This is a genomic window from Symmachiella dynata (genome assembly GCF_007747995.1).
GTDB lineage: Bacteria > Planctomycetota > Planctomycetia > Planctomycetales > Planctomycetaceae > Symmachiella > Symmachiella dynata.
On the sequence record NZ_CP036276.1, the window covers coordinates 2,378,922 to 2,396,759 of the forward strand.

Here is a 17,838-nt window from a genome sequence, read left to right on the forward strand (position 1 = left end):
GCGGTCCCGGCACCGATTCGAAATGATCTTCAATTCTCTGGTCTTTTTCGTCTTCTTGTGCATCGTGCTGCCGCTGTACTTCTTGTGCCAGCATCGCTGGCAAAATCACGTCCTGTTGGTCGCCAGTTACGTCTTCTACGGATGGTGGGACTACCGGTTTTTGTCGCTGCTGTTCTTGTCGACCGTTGTCGATTATGTCTGCGGACGGCGGATTAGCCAGTCGGACTCCGATATAGTGCGGCGCCGCTATTTACTCCTCAGCTTACTGACCAATCTGGGCTGCCTGGGATTTTTCAAGTATTACAATTTTTTTGCCGAGTCCGCCGGACGGTTGTTAGAGGGGCTCGGACTCGCCGTCGACGCGCCTACGTTGAACGTGATTCTGCCGGTGGGGATTTCGTTTTATACGTTTCAATCGCTCAGTTACACAATCGACGTCTATCGCCGACAATGTCCGCCGGCGAAACACTTTTTCGACTTCGCGCTGTATGTCTCGTTTTTTCCACAACTGGTCGCCGGTCCCATCGAACGCTCGCTGCACTTGTTGCCCCAAGTCGAGTCGCCGCGCACATTCAGCGCTCAGGCAGCGGTCGACGGTATCGCGTTGATGGCCCTGGGCTACGTGAAAAAACTGGTGATCGCCGACCGCTTGGCACCGCTGGTCGATACGGCCTTCCAAGGCAGCAGCCTGCCGTATGCTGATGCGGGATCTTGGATTTTTATCTACGCCTTCGCCTTTCAAATCTATGGCGATTTTTCGGGGTACTCGGATATCGCCCGCGGGATCTCCAAGGTGTTAGGCTTTGACTTGATGGTGAATTTTCGCGCACCGTATCTTGTCTCCAACCCGTCCGCTTTTTGGCAACACTGGCACATCAGCCTGTCATCGTGGCTTCGCGATTATCTGTATATTCCCTTGGGCGGTAATCGGCACGGCGATTGGATTACCTACCGCAATTTAATGGCAACGATGCTGCTGGGGGGCTTGTGGCATGGAGCGGGGTGGGCTTTCGTCATCTGGGGCCTATTTCACGGTCTGCTGTTGAGCATTCATCGCCGCTTCACACCGCTGCTGAAACATATTGACGAACAAGCCGCTAAGGTTCCATGGGGACGTCCCCTGTGGCGGGGCCTGACGGTTGTCGTGTTTTTTCACCTGACCTGTATCGGCTGGCTGATCTTTCGCGCCGGTGCCATTGAAGCGGCCGCTATGCAGTTTCATATGGTGCTGAATAGTACCTCGGTGCTGCTGACTCCGCCCGACTGGGGGCCGCCGCTACAATATTCTCGCATGGTGTTGTTTCTGGGGGGCCTAGTTCTGTTGTTTCAATGGAAGCATGAAGCTTTCGAGCGATTTCATACTTGGCCGCTTGGGCGACAAGTCTTCGCGTTTACGGCTGCATTACTCTTAATTACCGCGCTGGGAGTTTTCGGTGGATCACAATTCATCTACTTCCAATTCTAATTGGCGGCCCGAAGCTTGGTTGCTGGCCCTGTTTTTGACGGCGGTGGCGGCCTACTGGGCGTTTGATTGGCTCGGCGGCGGATTCGTCGCGGAGCAGGTCGCTGATCGATTTGGCACCATTCTCATTGAAAAAAGTCGTGGACGAATCACGCAACCTGCGGAGTTCATCGCCATCCGCATGCGCGAAGGCCTGTGGTTTCTCGCGATGGCCGTGGGGATGATCGGTGTGGCGTTGTTGGCAGCGCGAATCGTGCGCCGCTGGTGCTCACCGCTGTGGGCTTGGTTGCCCCTCTCCTTGATCGCCTTCGCAACGGTCAATGGCGTGATCGGAGCAGCCGGGGAAACCGGTTCGTATTGGATGGTCTTATTCGCCGGCAGCGGGGATAGCAAACAACCGGAGTTTCAAATCGCCCGAATCCTGCATCGTGACAGCGACGCGAAGGAAAAGGTGGTCATCCTCGGTTCCAGCCAGGGACTCAGTGAGATTGATGAACCGACATTGAATCGCCGGTTTGCCCCGCAAAAATATTTTGCCAACCTCTCCTACGTTGGTTCGCACACGATTGAGTTCCTGCTGACAGAACCATGGTATGGAGACGACCCTCCCGATGTCGCGATCTGTTACCTGAGCGAATTGAATTTTTACACCAAGGTGTCGGGAGCCCGGTTGTTGCCGTTGCTAAAGGTTTCAGCATGGCCCACCTTGCAGGAGTTGGATATCGAGCGGTTCGATATCGGCAATCGCGGCATCAATGGGTATGTCGCTTCGGTCTTGCCAGCATTTCAATCGCGTCGCAGTCTTGAGTATTTTCTGTTTGGCACGCCTGCGGTCGAGAACAAAATCAAACGTGACCAACCGGCGCTGGAATCGGATACCGAGTCGGCTGCTCGGAAAAAACAACAGCGGGATGCAGCGCACGAAAAAACCATTACGCGAATGGCAAAGACTTACGCCGTCAATGACGATACTGAGTTCCACAAAACCGCCTTGGAAAAGTTTCTCCAGCGAGCGCAGCAAACGGGGACTCAAGTCGTCTTGATCTTTGGACAGGTCAATCCGGTCCTCAGTCAGCAAATTGATCCCGCCGTGCGCCGCGACTTTCTGGACTATAAGGAGATCTTAAAGAAACGATTTCCCGACGTGCTGATCCTATCCGATGAATTGCCCGTTCATCCAGAATCCGATTATCACGATATGATGCACCTCACCGAGGAGGCGCAGATTCGGTACACACAGAGCTTAGCGGATGTGTTGCAGGATCGCTTGGGATGGCCGGCCAACACTGATTGACGTTGCCGGGCCTATTGCAGCGACGCTGATCAAACGTCGCTGGGAGTTTCGTCCACGCCGGAGTCGCTCTTCGGTTTTGCCCGTGCGAATCGCGATAACAGGGCCGGTAGGAAGACGAGATCTCCGAACAGCGCCGAACCAATCGTCAAGCCGCTCATGGCGGCAAAAATGCGTTGGTCGCGCATGTCGCTCAACAGCACCGTGGAAAACCCAACCATCAGCACGGCGGTGGTCATGATGAGTGCTGTCCCCACCCCGGTAAAGGCAGCACGAATGGCCTCGTGGTCGTCGTCGGTTTTCTCCCGTTCTTCTTGATAACGCGTGAGAAAATGGATCGTGTCGTCCACGGCGATTCCTAAACAGACAGTAAACGCGCAGACGCTCACCATTTCCAACGATCCACCCGTCAACGCCAGTGCTGTTCCGGTGACCGCTAGGGGAAAAACGTTCGGGATGATAGAAATCAATCCCATCCGCACCGAACGATAGACGAACGCCAAGACGACGAAAATGATGATCGCCGCACTCCCCAGGCTGGCCGCCAGATCGACCACGATTTGGTACAGATGTTTCCAACGCCGAACGGCCGAGCCGGACAAATTGAACGTGAAGTTCGGATACTGTTTGTGGATTTCTTCGAGTCCCGCTTCCAGCCGGCGAAACACCGGGCCATATTTGGCGATTCCCAAATCGCGAACACGAAACGTTACGGAGGCTCGGCGGCGCTCGGGGGTGTAAAATGCGCGCTTCAAGGGCGGGGGGAGTAATTCAATCATCGACATCCGTTCAGACGCTTTCCCTTCGCCCGGCAAGGCGTCGATGAGATTGCGAATGGAAAGTGGGTGGCCGATCAACTCCTCTGACAGCAGCAAATCGTCGACGGCAGAGACCGCTTCGAGTATTTTTGGCGAATCCGCAGGCACGTCAGAGGGCCAGCTGATATCGACGGCGGAATATTCCAGTCCACCAAAGGCATCGTCCATGTGCCGCATGGCAACGGCCGCTTCGGAGCCGGTCGGCATCGCATCGGTCCGGCGTTCGTCGGGGCGGAGCGTTAAGGAAATCATCAATAGGACAAATGTCAGCCCAATCGCGAAATAACTAATCGCCTTCGTATGCCGCAACACGAACTCAATGATGCCGCCGATCCGATTCAAATGCCGATCAATCAGTCCCCGCTCATGACCAATATGGACCCGCCGTCCCATGCGCGTGGAACAGGCCAGCGGAATCACCGTCACCACAGCCACAAACGTCAACAGGACGCCCATCACGCAGCTCCAACCGAACTCCTGCACGGTTTTGTGATGCGCTAAGGACATCGACCCGAAGCCGATCGCCGTGGTGAGCGACGTCAGCGCGCAGGCTAATCCCACTTCGCGGACGCCGGCGCGGGCGGCATCGCGTTCGCTCATTCCCGAGGCGCGATAGCGACGGATTTGCACCATCAAATGCACACCATCAGTGAGTCCCACCAGACTCAAGAGCACCGGCAAGATGACGTCGTTGAAGGGATTGTTCTGCAAATCAAAATATTGCAGCATCCCTAATGTCCAAAACACCCCCATCGCGGGCGCCAGGGCGACGATTATGACCGCCGTAAATCCACGGAACAGCACTATGGCGATCAAACCGATCATCGAATAGCCGATGATTTGATACTTATATTTGTTCTCTTCATGGGATTGCACGATTGTCAAATACGTAGGGACGCGTCCCGAAACCAGAAACGACATCTTGACGTCGAGGAAATCGGCCGCTGCTTTTTCCGCTTCTTCTCGGAGTCGGGACGTGCAATCTTCATCATCGGAGACGAACAGCCAATCGAATTTAATCAGCAGCAACAACGTTTTGCCGTCGTCGGACAGAAGTTGGCCCGCCACAAGGGGGTGGGCATCCGCTTTTTTACGCGCCGCTTCGAAACGTCCGGCTGAAGCAGTCGCCGAGGGTAAAATCGGTTCCGGCAAGCCAAAGATGTTGAGAATCGGGACACGATCCATCCACAAGATGCTGCGCACATAATCCAGCGACTCAAGTTCATCGACCACATGCCGCACCGCAGCAGCGCCGCGTTGAGTAAAGATCGCGTCGCAATCAACAACCAAAACCGCATCGGAGTCCGACAGGCTCACCGGATCGACGTCGGGGGGTGTTTCAAATTTCTCACGTTTGGTCGTGGGTGACTGCTGGTTGGGTTCATTGACTCTGAACAAATCGGTGAGTCGCTCTGGAGCAATGTATCCCAGCAAGGCGAATCCACTGATGACCAGCAAACCGAACGTCACAACGGAAGGGTGGTCGACCATCCAACCGGTCGTTCGGTCAAATCGGCGAGGCATAGAAGCTCAGCTTTCAGCAAGAAGTGTGGTGATTCATTCGCAGCCGGCGATGGTCGTTGCCCTAGTTCGTCGCCGATCAATCCCGTTCGTTGCGCGTACGGTGAACGCCGGGTGCCACTGGCGGCTTGCCCGCCAGTGCCGTGTCAGCTTGGGTTTTCCCTCTCCAGGCATGTTGCTCCACGTGCGCACTGGCGGACGAGCCGCCAGAGGCACCCCCAATTGAGTGGGGCTAATACTTAATTTAGCGCTGTAATCACACGAGCAACAAAATCGGTGTTTCATCCGTGTTCAATCTGTGGCTAAGCATCCTGTCGAAATCAACGCGCGTCGACAGGACTTGATACTTCACAATCCAGGGGTGATCAAAACCGGTTTTTCTGGCGAGCCGCTGCTTCGACTTCACTTTTCGTAAGCCGCCGATCCTTGTCCTTGTCGATATTGCGGAAGCCAAACCGGCGAAAGCCGAGCGGAGCTTCCAGCCAGGCGACTTCTCCGTCGCCATCTTTGTCAAAGTTCTTCAGGAATGTCGCCACAAATTCCTGGATTTCCTTCTCACGTACTTGGGGATCCACCGGCTTCTTGTCACGTTTCCACTCATCCTTTTTCCCGCGCGGAACGGCGACTTCGAAAAACGCGACCGCCATTTCCTCCCAGGTCTGATCGCCCCAACTGACATGTTGCGACGGATCGGGATTGGCGAGATTCGCTTTGGAGTTGTCAAACTTCACCGTGAATTCCAACGCCTTGACCGAAGACAACGGCATCGGTTCCGCCAATTCATAGACATGCTGCCAATTGAAATCGTATTGCGGCACGTCCAACAGCACTTCACGATCCGTCTCGTGTTTGCCAAACAACCGAAACGACTTGCCCCGCAAATGCATGTGCGGCACGATCGCCAGTAATTCTCCCTGGTTAGGCAACCGTTCGACGCGGCCTTCCACGGGATAGTCGGCTGCGTGCGGCGGGATTTCAAATTCCTGATCAATGCCGACCAGCGTCAAGACTTCGTGGGTTATGTCTTGTTCTTTACCAAACAGCAGCCCGATTTTAGTCAGGTCTTCCTGCTCGGACCCGTTGGGGGTGTAGTGCATTTGAAAAACCAGTTTTGATCCCGCTGGAATTTTCCGGCCGCGGTGCGGCGGGAGCATCGTGAATCGCTGGCCCGGAACATAGGCGGACAGCCACCCAATTCCGCGGAAATCGGAGCCGTCCGGCGGCCGAATAAACACGATGCAGTGGTGCACAACTCCCCGGTTTCCGGGAATCACCTGTGAGCCGGTGACCCATTTGTCCTCTTCAAATCCGGGATCCACGACAAAGTATTGATATTCCACAGTCCCTTCAGCCGGAACCGTAAAGGGGCGCTCGCGCATCTCAACAACGACATCGGGTTCGCGGGGCATCAACCAACCGTCTGCAAATTTCGGCAACTCGGGCAAGTCCTGCACGTCACCGTACGGCATGCCCCCTTCGACCCAATCGGTGAACGCTTGCTTGTCCGCATCGGGCATATGCCGCGCGTTGGAGAATTCGCCATGCTGGGGATTGGCATGCCATGGCGGCATGCGGCCATCGTCGATCGTTTCCAGCATCATATCCGCCCAACCAATCACCTCGTCGTAGTCGGTGAGCGAAAACGGGCCGATCTCACCCGGACGATGACATTCCACACAATGCTGGTTCAAGACCCGAGCAATGTCTTTGGTGAAGGTCAAATCGGTGGTGACCTCTCCCTTTTTCTCACGACCGATAATACAACCGTTCGGCTCGGTGACAGCCATTGTCACCGGTTTTCCTGACAACAGCTCTTCAATCGCAATTTTCAAATCCTCGCGGGCCGGCTTCGTCCGCGCACGTCCCGGCAGGTATTGATCGTCAATCCGCCCGCGATACCGGATCGCCAGTTGCTCATCCACCACGAAGACTTCCGGAGTGCGCTTGGCGTGATATTGATCGGCGACCTGGTTCTCGTAATCCTTGGCCATCGGAAATGTGATGGCGTATTGCTTAGCGTATTCGCGGACATCCTCCGTCGAGTCTTGGAGGTTGCTGTTGATTCCCACGAACCGCACGCCTTGCGATTCAAACTCCGCTGCCAATTTGTTCAATCCCGGCCCATACAACCGAGCCAGCGGGCATTCGCTGCCCAGAAAGCAAACCACCGTCAATCCCGCGGAACCGTCAGCCAATTCCACGACCTTGCCGTCGACCGTTGGCAGGCGAAACGTGGTGTTGGGAACCTGCGGTTCAGAGCCGGCGTCTTCCGCTACAGCGGCTGTGAAATGAATCGCACAGAGCAAAACAGCGAATCCAAAACTCCGATATGTCATGGATGGCTTCCCTACAAAAAATTGCGTGGTAATGAAGCTGTATTGTGCAATCCCACCGGTCAGTTCACAAGAGCGATCTTATCGTGCTCTTGCAGCCTACCCCCAGAATGTCGGGGCATTATAGAGTGGACCGGTGAAATTGAAATGGGAGAGGTTTAGACAAAATTCACAATTGCTCCTCCGCCGAGCGATCACTGGCCATCACGATGATGCCGTTCGCCCTTCCATAATGTTGATTGACCCACGGCAAAATGTATTTTAAAAATGCATTCTCGGCCCAATACCCCGTTGCCATTTTCGCAATGAGCAAGATTTGCTGGGGGCATAGTCATTTTCCCGATCCCACCACAGCCGCAAACCCAGTTGGTTTTTTCCTTCACTCGAAGTCGGTATCATGCGTTGTTGATCATCTGATGCCAAGTTGAGCACCTGCAGGAGACCTTTATGGCTCGCATGCTACTTGTTTTGTGTTGTTTCTCGGCGCCATTCTTTATGGATCACCGCGTCCAAGCGGCGGATGCAGCGAAGCCGAACGTGTTGTTTCTGTTTACCGATGACCAACGCGCCGACACGATTGCCGCCTTGGGCAATCCGCACATCAAGACACCGAACATCGACGAACTGGTCCGTTCGGGATTCGTGTTCAACAACGCCTACTGCATGGGCTCCACCATGCCGGCCGTCTGCAACCCCAGCCGGCACATGATGCACAGCGGGATGTCCCTGTTCCGTTACGACCCCAAACAGATCGAAGGAACGTTTGGCGAAACGATGAAGCGGGCCGGGTACACCACCTATCACGAGTCCAAGCGGGGCAACACCGCTCGCAAGTACCACACCGCGTTTGATCACTCGCAATATCTCAATGATCAAGCAGAGCGAACTTCCGGGCATCATGGACGAACGATCGCTAACCATGCGGTCAAATTCCTCAAAGACTACGATCGCGACAATCCGTTTTTTATGTACCTTGGCTTTGCCGGCCCGCACGATCCCCGCGTCGCTGCCGAGGAATGGAAGGCTTTATACGATCCGGCTGAACTTCCGTTGCCGGAAAACTACAAACCGCTGCACCCCTTCGACAACGGCGAGATGGTGATCCGCGACGAACAACTCGCTCCCTGGCCCCGTACCGAAGAAACGGTCCGTGAACATCTGCGGGACTACTATGCCTGCATCTCGTCGATCGATTTCAACATCGGCCGCATCATCGCAACGCTCAAAGAAACCGGCCAGTTTGACAACACGATTATTGTCTTCTCTTCGGACCATGGTCTGGCCGTCGGCAGTCACGGTCTGTTCGGCAAGCAAAGCTTGTACGAGCACAGCATGCGAGCGCCGTTGATTTTCAGCGGACCGGGAATCCCCCACGGGCAAAGCGACGCCTTTTGTTATTTGTTCGATATCTTCCCAACCGTCTGCGATCTGACGCACGTACCGATTCCAGCGGACCTCGATGGCAAAAGCTTGACGCCGGTGATCGACGGAAAAGCGGCTGGCATTCGCGACGACATTTTCTTGGCCTATCGCAACGTGATGCGCGGCGTGCGACACGGTGATTGGAAACTGATACGTTACCCGCAGGTGAACGTCACGCAACTGTTCAACCTGCGCGAAGACCCTCTCGAATTACACAACCTTTCTGAAAGCGACCAGGAGCAAACGGACCGGATGATGACGCTGCTTATCAAACAACAAAGTGTCTACGGCGACAAACAACCGTTGATTGTCGAAAACCCCCAACCGGCGACCATCACCGTCGAAATGATCAACAAGGCAGCCGAGCAGGCGGCGAATAAGAAACGTAAGGCGAAGCGGCGTAAATGAGTCGTGCACCGATCGACAAGATCTGTCAGGCAAAGGGTGGCTGGGGACGAGCATTCGCTCGCCCCCAGGTCGTTGACTACCCGATGCCCAACGCACTGGGGGCGGACTTCGCCCGTCCCCAGCCACCCGTACGCTTACAGAGGCGATCGGTAAAAATCGCGATCCTGGTTCTGCCCTCAAGCCTCACTTCTCACGCCTCAAGCCCACTCTACACATTGCACACGGCAAACGAATCGGCGATAATCCATGCGTCGTATTCCAGACACGGAGTTTTCATCCAGGAGTTCTCCACCCATGCCGGCATCCCACTGTACCGGTCCGATCCAGCGCCGCGAGTTTCTGCGCGTGGGGACGCTAGCACTTGGTGGAGTGATGTTGCCTGACTTGTTGCGGTTGCAAGCAGCCTCAGAGAAACCGCGACCGACGACGTCGGTGATTTTGTTTTGGATGTGGGGCGGACCCAGCCAGCTCGAAACCTACGATATGAAGCCCGATGCTCCCAGCGAGTATCGCGGGCCGCTCAATCCGATTCGCACCAATGTGCCCGGTATGGACATCTGCGAATATATGCCGTTGCAGGCAAAGATTGCGGATAAGTTTTCCATCATCCGTTCGTTGCATCACGAGATGTCGGCGCACAACGACGGCAGTATCGAGGTGCTGACCGGCCAGACACCCAGCGTGCCGGATCCAACGTCGCAAGCGCACTCGAAACATCCCGATTTCGGCATGGTCGCCAGTCGCATTCGCGGCCCCCATCCCGAAGGCCTGCCGCAATACATCGGCGTGCAGCGTTCGCCGTTTATGACCCAACCCAATTACTTGGGAGCAGCGCACCGGTCGTTCGACACCGGCGATCCCTCCTTGCCCGGTTATGCGCCAAAGAATCTGACGCTAGCGACCGGCGTTGATCATCGTCGCCTGGGGGATCGCAAGCATCTGCTGGGACAATTCGATCGTTTTCGCCAGCGGTACGAGCATGACATCGACGGCGCGGATGAATTCCAATCCGCCGCATTCAGTATTCTGACCAGCAGAAAAGTGGCCGATGCTTTCGAGATTGCGCAAGAAGATCCCAAACTGCGAGACCGTTACGGACGACATCGTTGGGGACAAAGCTGTCTATTGGCGCGGCGGCTGGCTGAAGCGGGCGCAGCTGTGATTAACGTCGATGCCACCGCTCCGAACAGCACGACCAAGAATTTCAGTTGGGACGACCACGCCGGCGCGTTTCATCTCGATTACGCACAGCGAGAACGTCTGCCGCAGATGGACCAAGCACTGTCGGCACTGATCACCGATCTGCACGACCGGGGCCTGGACCAAAATGTGCTGGTGATTGCTTGCGGGGAATTCGGCCGCACGCCGCGCGTCACACATGCTCCGACAAACTTCTCCAATCAAATCGGCCTGGGACGGGATCACTGGCCCGGCGCGTTTAGCGCGTTGATTGCCGGCGGCGGATTGCGGATGGGACAGGTCGTGGGGCAGACCAATTCCAATGCGGAATATCCCTTGCACGATCCGGTGACGCCACAAGATTTGTTGGCGACCGTCTATCGGCATCTGGGCGTCGATCCGCAGCAGCAGTTTACCAGTTTCGCTGGCCGTCCGATCCCGATTCTTCCCAGTGGCCAACCGATCAAACAGTTGATCTAGCCGGCGCAACCTGAGCGGTGGCGTTGAGTTCCGGCCGAGATTCTTGCCGAATCCGCACAGTCCGCACCGGCTGATCGAAGTCCGCCATCCTCGGGCAGCGGGCCATTTTCCGAATAATTTCTTTGCGTATTTGGAATGGGGATGCCTATAATCTTTCGAGTTGGAAGTCATTCCTAATGTTGCGTTGGGTAGCCCATCAACATGCGCGATGGTTGCGGGGGTACGGGTCTATCAATACAGCACGGCGGACTGGAGATTCGGAATGTATACATCCCAATTGGCTAAGGACATCATGGTCACCAAATTGGTGACCCTTTCGCCGGAAGTCGACGTGTTCCAGGCGATTGATCTGTTGCTGAAGCACCGCATCTCCGGCGCTCCGGTCATCGATGCCCGCCGCAATTTTCTCGGTATGTTTTCCGAAAAAAACTGCATGTCCGTACTTTTAGAATCGGCATACGAGCAACACCCCACGACGCACCTGTATGCGTTCATGGATGTCGAAGTCCCCACAATTGGCGAAGACGCCGACATGCTTGAGATCGCGCGGATCTTTCGCGACACACATTGCCGCCGCTTACCGGTGATCCACAAATCAAAACTCGTCGGCCAAATCAGCCGCCGCGACTTGTTGAAGGCCGCGCACAAGATGATGGCGACCGCCCCGGATCGTGAATCAACTTGGCTGTACCTCAGCAGCATCGCCGAACGTCACGAAGCCCCGATTGTTTAATCGCCGGCGAGTGACTTGTAAGCCAAAACGCGAAATGGTTCAAAACCCAATTGTTGCCAAACGTTGGCAGCGGTCTCGTTTTTGGCCATGTAAGAGACTTCAAGCAACTCAATTCCGCGCGAGCAAAACCATTCTTCTGCTTCGGAGACTAGTTTTGCAGCGCAGCCAGAATTTCGAAACTGCGGTTCGACCCAGCAGATCGAAATAAACCCGACGTCTCCTAAGTTCGCGGCAGTCAGTGACGGCTGACGTATTTCACCCAACAAGCAGGCGATCAGTTGCCCTTCTGACTCAACGACCAACGCAATCCGGTCATCATCGCAAATATAACGGCTCGCCAATTCTCGTATCGAGTCGTCGACCTGGGTCGGCAGCGCGGCAATGTATGCATCCGTTTCCCCCGATTGCATGAATCGAGGAATTTTAACGAAGCTTTCCGCAATGAATTCCAGATCGGATGCGCTTGCGTGTCTCATGGTGGTTCGTTCGTCTCACATCGACCGGTATGTAACGACACACCCGTCAGCTATCTAATCGTTTGGTTGTAACCAACGCAGACCGCCACAAGTGCCGCAAACGACTCTCTCCATGATCGGAATCCCTACGCACCCACAATCGACTGCATCGCGTGGGCGCTGTGGGAGTAGCAACCGTAACCGCGGATAGCGTCGCACACCGGCCGTCAATGCGGAGGCACGCTTTAAGAAATCCGTATAGATAGCCGTGTCTCCGCTGCCCAATTCCACATCGCGGATGATGACGCTGCCATCGGATCCAAGAAACCAATACGACCACATGTCCAAGAAGATTGGTAAGGCGTCGAATTCCAGCGCTGTTTGTCTGAGGATTGGATCGGTATTGGGAACGAGATACCACTCGCGCAGAATGTCTTTTATCGTTTCCTCATGAAATGGAGTCCAATCCTCGATAGACATGCTAAGCCGCCGGCACCGAAAACAATTCCACCGAGTGCCCATCCGGATCGGAGATAAAGGTCTGTACGTAGCCATCGGGTCGCAACTTCGGCTCGCACATGAACTTGATGCCTTGTGCTCTCAAGGCGTCGGCGGCGGCGTAGGCGTCGTCGACTTCGAAGGCAAAGTGATGCGTCCTTGTCGCAGCGCCCGCTTTCTTGCTCGGTCGCGGTAGTCCGGCGGGCGAGGATTGGTCGTGTTCTAGAATCAAGTGAATCTGCGAGGGGCCGGCTTGAAACCAACTTCCGGGAAAACTAAATCCAGGACGGGTGACTTCGTCCATCCCCAACAGCCCCACATAAAAATCGCGGCTGCGGTCTAAGTCCTTGACGATCAAAGTCACATGGTCAATGCACTTCACTTGTATCGGTGCGGCAGTGGTTTCTGCGGATTGATTCATTCCGAGGGCTCCTGATTGGCCTGTAGCATTAATTCGACGGCTTCTTTGCCGGTCATGCCGAGCGTGATTCCCAAAGCTCCTGCTTGCGGCGTGATGCCGACGATCTTGGCATCGTACAAGTCTTCCGGTTCGACGAGCGGATTCGCGGGCGTCCCTTTGGCAATGGCGATTGCTTGATTGAATTCAGCGGGAGTCACCAAATCGTAGATCCCGCAGCCAACGATTCCCGCAGCTGTGAGAATCGTGCAGTATTGTCCACCCTGCCAACGGTTACTGATGCCGAGGGCCGAACCGTTTTGAAATTCCAGCGTGCGATTCGTCGAGCGGGGCAGGGCGTCGTTCATCATTGGGTCTCTTGCCGGAGAAAAAACGTAGCGCGCTATTTGGATTGAGCGGCAGTGTTCTTGTTCTCAGTGTGAATGAAAAAAAGAAGCCGACGAAAATCGTCGGCTTCCTGGTCTTCGTCAAACGTCCGTTATTTTAGACCGGCTTGACGTTTTCCGCTCGCGGTCCTTTGGGACCTTCCCCGGGGGTGTAGGAGACCCGTTGACCTTCATGAAGTTCTTCGTAGCGAACTCCTTCGAGATTCGACATGTGAAAGAACATGTCCTTGTCCGTTCCGGTGTCAATAAACCCGAAACCCTTGTCCGTCAGCCGTTTGATCGTACCTTCAGCCATTCAACCAGATCCTGAAAAAAAGTGAGTTTTGGGCGACGCCTGGAACTCAACCGCCAGGCAACTCCGCCGCATGCTACTGATTCTATCACCCCCACCCTGTGCGTCAACACGCATCTCTGGTTCCAAGACATTTCGTAAAAAAAGTTTGAAACAGTTTTTCCACGCATTTGTAGTGGTTTTGGACCATTCGACCGCCCTGGCGGGTGGCTTCGCAGAGCGATTAGCCCTGCTGTGCTCAGGCTAAAATGTCGCGCACGACTTGACCGTGGATGTCGGTCAAACGGAAGTCGCGCCCTTGAAAACGGTATGTCAGCCGCTTGTGATCGATGCCCAATTGGTGCAACATTGTCGCGTGCAAGTCGTTGACGTGTACGACGTTATCGGTCGCGTTGTAACCCAGTTCGTCGGTTGCACCGTGGGTCATCCCCCCACGAATTCCGCCCCCGGCCATCCACATCGAGAACCCACGAATGTGGTGGTCGCGGCCCGGGTTCTTTCCTTTGCCTTGGAACATCGGAGTCCTGCCAAACTCGCCGCCCCAGATGATCAGCGTGTCATCCAACATGCCGCGTTGCTTCAAATCCGTCAACAAGGCCGCGGTCGGTTTGTCGGTGAGACCGCAACACGTTTTCATATAGGAGACCAAATCGCCGTGATGGTCCCAACCGCGGTGGTACAGATGTATGAAACGCACCCCCCGTTCGGCCAAACGTCGCGCCAACAAACAGTTGGCGGCATAGGAACCATCGGCCCCTTGTGTTCCATACATGTCCAATGTGCTTTGCGTTTCGCCCGACAGGTCCATCAACTCCGGCACGCTGGCCTGCATGCGGAAGGCGAGTTCGTATTGTCCGATACGGGTGGCGATCTCCGGATTGTCAACGGTTTCATTGCGCACCCGATTGAGCGCGTTGATCGTCTCGACAACATCACGTTGCCGCGTAGCGGTTACGCCGGCTGGGTTGTTTACGTAATGCACCGGGTCGCCATTGGAGCGAAACTCAACACCTTGCATCCGGCTGGGTAAAAATCCGCTGTGCCATTGCCGCGAAGATATCGGTTGCGGATTACGGCCCCCTTCGGAAGTCAGCACAACAAATCCTGGTAGGTCCGCCGATTCACTTCCCAGGCCGTAGTTGATCCACGACCCCATACTCGGTCGGCCCGAAATCGACGTGCCGGTGTTCATGACTGTGTGCGCGGGATCGTGATTGATTTGATCGGTCCGCATCGAGCGGATGATACACAAGTCGTCTGCCAACTTGGCTGTGTGTGGCAGAAAGTCGCTGATCTCTTGTCCCGATTCGCCATGTTTGTTGAAACCAATCAGCGGTCCTTGGCAGCGAAGCGTTTGTCCCTGCAGCTGCGCGATGGGTTGACCGGCTGTGAATTCCGCCGGCATCGGCTGACCGTCCATCTCGGCCAACTTGGGTTTATAGTCAAAGGTCTCCAAGTGCGACGGCCCGCCTGCCATGCACAAAAAGATCACCCGCTTGGCCTTCTGCGGAAAGTGCAAGGGCTGGACCACACCCCCGGTGCGCTGGGCATCACCCGATGCAGCCAGGCCATCGGCGTTTAATAAACTCGCCAGCGCTGTTGCTCCCAGGCCGACCGAAGAATTCTGCAGGAAGGACCGCCGCGAAGAGTACGCCATATGTTGTTCCAGAGGATGCATCACATCAATTCCTGGTGATAGTCTCGTTGAGGTTAATGATCGTCCGTGCGACGGACGTCCAGGCGGCCAACTCGATCAAGTCGCTGTCGGGCGGCGTTGTATGCAGGCCGATCCCCATCAGTTTCTCAGCCGCCTCGTGATCGTTGGCATAACTTTGCCGGTGTTTGTCCAACAGTTTTCGCAGCAATTCCAGTTCTCGGTCATCGGGTGTTCGAGAAACCGCTTGTCTCCAGGCCCAACTCAATTGCTCATCGTCCGTCGTTCCGCCCTCGTTCAAAATTCGCTGGGCAAACGCGCGTGAGGCTTCGACAAATGACGGATCGTTGAGCAAGGTCAGCGCGGCCAGCGGCGTGTTGGAAATGGGACGCTCGGCCGTACACTCCTCGCGGCTCGGCCCGTCGAAGGCCAACAGCATGGGATGCAGGAACGTCCGCTGCCAATGCATATACACGCCGCGACGATATTGCAGGTCACTGTTGTGCGGCTGATAAGTCCGTTTGGGGAAATTGAGGTAACCATAGTAACCGGCCGGCTGGTACGGACGAACCGGTTCGCCGCCGATATCCTTGACCAAGAGTCCGCTGATTTCCAAGGCCGTGTCGCGCACGAATTCCGCCTCAATGCGAAATCGAGATTGCCGTGCCAACAGACGGTTCTGTGCATCGCGTGTTCGCAGTTCGTTATTATCAAGCGATGATTGGCGATAGGTCGACGACGTGACGATCAAGCGAATCATATGCTTAATGTCCCAGCCGCTCTCCATAAATTCCACCGCCAACCAATCCAGCAACTCGGGATGACTCGGCCGCTCTCCCTGCGAACCAAGATCGTCCAACACCGACGACAGTCCGCGGCCGAAATACAGTTTCCACAGACGGTTGACGAACACGCGTGCCGTCTGAGGTTGTTCGCGCGAGACGAGCCACTGCGCCAAGTCCAACCGTGTCGCGCGCCGCTCCATGGGTGGCAATGCCCCCAATGCGGCCGGGATGGCAGGTTGCACGATCTCGCCCGCTTCATCCATCCAATCTCCGCGGGCCAGAACCCGCATCGCGCGCGGTTCTCCGGAGACCGGGCTGATCGTTTTGCGAATGGTACTCAACAAACGCTTGTGTAATCTTTTAGCGTTGGCCAATTCGCTTTTTGCGGCAGTGAGGCGTTGCTTCAATTCCTCATCAACCGCTGGCTCTTCGCCCGATTCGGTTTCGGTCGGTGAAGCGCTGCTGGCTGGTTGATTCTCCGCGACTTTTTTGTGCTCTGCTTCAAGTTCGTCATAGGTCGCCTGCGCGGCGGCAAGTTGGGTTTCCAATTCCGTCAACTGCTGCTGTTGTTTCTCGGTTGGCAACAACAAATTCGCCGCCGGGTTGGCGACCCCTTTTTGTTGGATGTCGGCGAAGAAGCTTGCGAAACTATAAAAGTCCCGCGCTGTATACGGATCGAATTTGTGATCATGGCATTCCGCACAACCCAACGTTGCTCCCATCCAGACGACCGATGTCGTGCGGACGCGATCGGCGGCGTATTTGGCCAGGTACTCTTTGGCTTGCGCGCCTCCTTCGATGGTTGTCATGCCCAACATGTTATAACCCGCTGCCACCTTCTGCTCGCGACTGGCATTGGGCAACAAATCGCCCGCGAGCTGTTCGATCGTAAACTGGTCATAGGACCGATTGGCGTTGAAGGCGTCGATAACATAGTCGCGATAGGCTGAGACCGAACGAGTTTGGTCGCCGTGATAACCAACCGTGTCGGCGTACCGCACCAAGTCCAACCAGTAGACCGCCAACCGTTCGCCAAAATGCGGCGAAGCCAGCAACTGGTCGACGAGCCGTTCGTAAGCGTCGGGACGATTGTCGTTGACGAAGGCTTCCACCTCCGCAACTGTGGGCGGCAGGCCGATCAGGTCAAAACTCAACCGGCGAATCAACGTCACGCGGTCCGCTTGCGGGGAAGGCGACAATCCTTCCGCATCCAACCGGGCCAAGATGAATTGATCGATCGCATTCCGCGGCAAGTTGGGGCTCGTCACCGTGGGTGGCTGCGAGCGTTGCGGCGGAACCAAGGCCCAATGCTCGTCCCAAGCTGCGCCGTCATCAATCCACTGTTTCAGCAACTCGATTTGGTCAGCTGTTAACTTTTTATTGGAATCTTCTGGCGGCATCCGCAAAGCGTCGTCGTCGGATGTGATCCGCTCGATCAATTGGCTCTCCGCCGACTGGCCCGGCACAATCGCAAAGCTGCCGTCGCTCAACTCGCCAAACGCCGATTCCTTGTGATCAAATCGCAGGTCCGTCTCCCGCGATTCGCCATCGGGCCCGTGGCAAGCAAAACAGGTGTCCGAAAGAATCGGGCGGATGTCGCGGTTGAAATCGATCTTCCGCGGCGGCGGTTCCGCAGCGCACAACGGCACCGCTGCGCAGCAGATCAACAGACTTAGCAAACCAACAGATCGTCGCATGGCCAT

14 protein-coding genes are annotated in these 17,838 nt (G+C 55.7%); 5 read left to right on the forward strand and 9 right to left on the reverse strand.

The window, feature by feature from the left end:
- Positions 1–22 precede the first annotated feature (22 nt).
- Positions 23–1,465, forward strand: a complete 1,443-nt coding sequence (locus Mal52_RS09155) for an MBOAT family O-acyltransferase (RefSeq protein ID WP_145375559.1) — start codon at positions 23–25, stop codon at positions 1,463–1,465.
- Positions 1,434–2,756, forward strand: coding sequence for a multidrug effflux MFS transporter (locus Mal52_RS09160; RefSeq protein WP_145375560.1), 1,323 nt, complete (start codon positions 1,434–1,436; stop codon positions 2,754–2,756). Before Mal52_RS09155 ends, Mal52_RS09160 begins: the two co-directional genes overlap by 32 nt.
- A 29-nt stretch (positions 2,757–2,785) precedes the next feature.
- Here Mal52_RS09160 and Mal52_RS09165 read toward each other — a convergent pair whose 3' ends face one another.
- The gene (locus Mal52_RS09165) at positions 2,786–5,095 is read right to left on the reverse strand and encodes an efflux RND transporter permease subunit (RefSeq protein ID WP_231962576.1); all 2,310 of its coding nucleotides are present in this window, start codon (positions 5,093–5,095) and stop codon (positions 2,786–2,788) included.
- Positions 5,096–5,457: 362 nt separating this feature from the next.
- On the reverse strand, positions 5,458–7,428 hold the full coding sequence (locus Mal52_RS09170; RefSeq protein ID WP_145375561.1) for a redoxin domain-containing protein: 1,971 nt from the start codon (positions 7,426–7,428) through the stop codon (positions 5,458–5,460).
- Between the two features lie 444 nt (positions 7,429–7,872).
- Between Mal52_RS09170 and Mal52_RS09175 the strand changes: the two genes are divergently transcribed.
- The 3 genes from Mal52_RS09175 (at position 7,873) to Mal52_RS09185 (ending at position 11,647) form a co-directional block, all read left to right on the forward strand.
- Entirely contained in the window at positions 7,873–9,255 is a 1,383-nt protein-coding gene (locus Mal52_RS09175) for a sulfatase family protein (protein WP_197534771.1), read from the forward strand.
- Between the two features lie 294 nt (positions 9,256–9,549).
- Positions 9,550–10,914, forward strand: coding sequence for a DUF1501 domain-containing protein (locus Mal52_RS09180; protein ID WP_145375562.1), 1,365 nt, complete (start codon positions 9,550–9,552; stop codon positions 10,912–10,914).
- 262 nt (positions 10,915–11,176) lie between these two features.
- Positions 11,177–11,647, forward strand: coding sequence for a CBS domain-containing protein (locus Mal52_RS09185; RefSeq protein WP_197533813.1), 471 nt, complete (start codon positions 11,177–11,179; stop codon positions 11,645–11,647).
- On the opposite strand, the gene Mal52_RS09190 is transcribed toward Mal52_RS09185, so the two are convergent.
- The 7 genes from Mal52_RS09190 to Mal52_RS09220 all read right to left on the reverse strand — a co-directional run bounded on the left by Mal52_RS09190 (position 11,644) and on the right by Mal52_RS09220 (position 17,838).
- Complete coding sequence (locus tag Mal52_RS09190) at positions 11,644–12,123, reverse strand: GNAT family N-acetyltransferase (RefSeq protein WP_145375564.1); 480 nt, start codon at positions 12,121–12,123, stop codon at positions 11,644–11,646. The genes Mal52_RS09185 and Mal52_RS09190 overlap by 4 nt on opposite strands.
- 54 nt (positions 12,124–12,177) lie before the next feature.
- A complete protein-coding gene (locus tag Mal52_RS09195; protein WP_145375565.1) occupies positions 12,178–12,582 on the reverse strand; it encodes a hypothetical protein in 405 nt (134 codons plus the stop codon).
- A 1-nt stretch (position 12,583) separates the two neighbouring features.
- Positions 12,584–13,021: a VOC family protein gene (locus Mal52_RS09200; protein ID WP_145375566.1), complete on the reverse strand. Its 438-nt coding sequence runs from the start codon at positions 13,019–13,021 to the stop codon at positions 12,584–12,586.
- Positions 13,018–13,368, reverse strand: a complete 351-nt coding sequence (locus tag Mal52_RS09205) for a DUF1805 domain-containing protein (protein WP_197534772.1) — start codon at positions 13,366–13,368, stop codon at positions 13,018–13,020. The genes Mal52_RS09200 and Mal52_RS09205 overlap by 4 nt, the downstream gene beginning before the upstream one ends.
- 133 nt (positions 13,369–13,501) lie before the next feature.
- On the reverse strand, positions 13,502–13,699 hold the full coding sequence (locus Mal52_RS09210; protein ID WP_145375567.1) for a cold-shock protein: 198 nt from the start codon (positions 13,697–13,699) through the stop codon (positions 13,502–13,504).
- Between the two features lie 235 nt (positions 13,700–13,934).
- Positions 13,935–15,374 carry a DUF1501 domain-containing protein gene (locus Mal52_RS09215; protein WP_145375568.1) on the reverse strand — a complete coding sequence of 480 codons (1,440 nt, stop codon included), beginning with the start codon at positions 15,372–15,374 and terminating at the stop codon, positions 13,935–13,937.
- Between the two features lie 4 nt (positions 15,375–15,378).
- Complete coding sequence (locus Mal52_RS09220; protein ID WP_145375569.1) at positions 15,379–17,838, reverse strand: DUF1553 domain-containing protein; 2,460 nt, start codon at positions 17,836–17,838, stop codon at positions 15,379–15,381.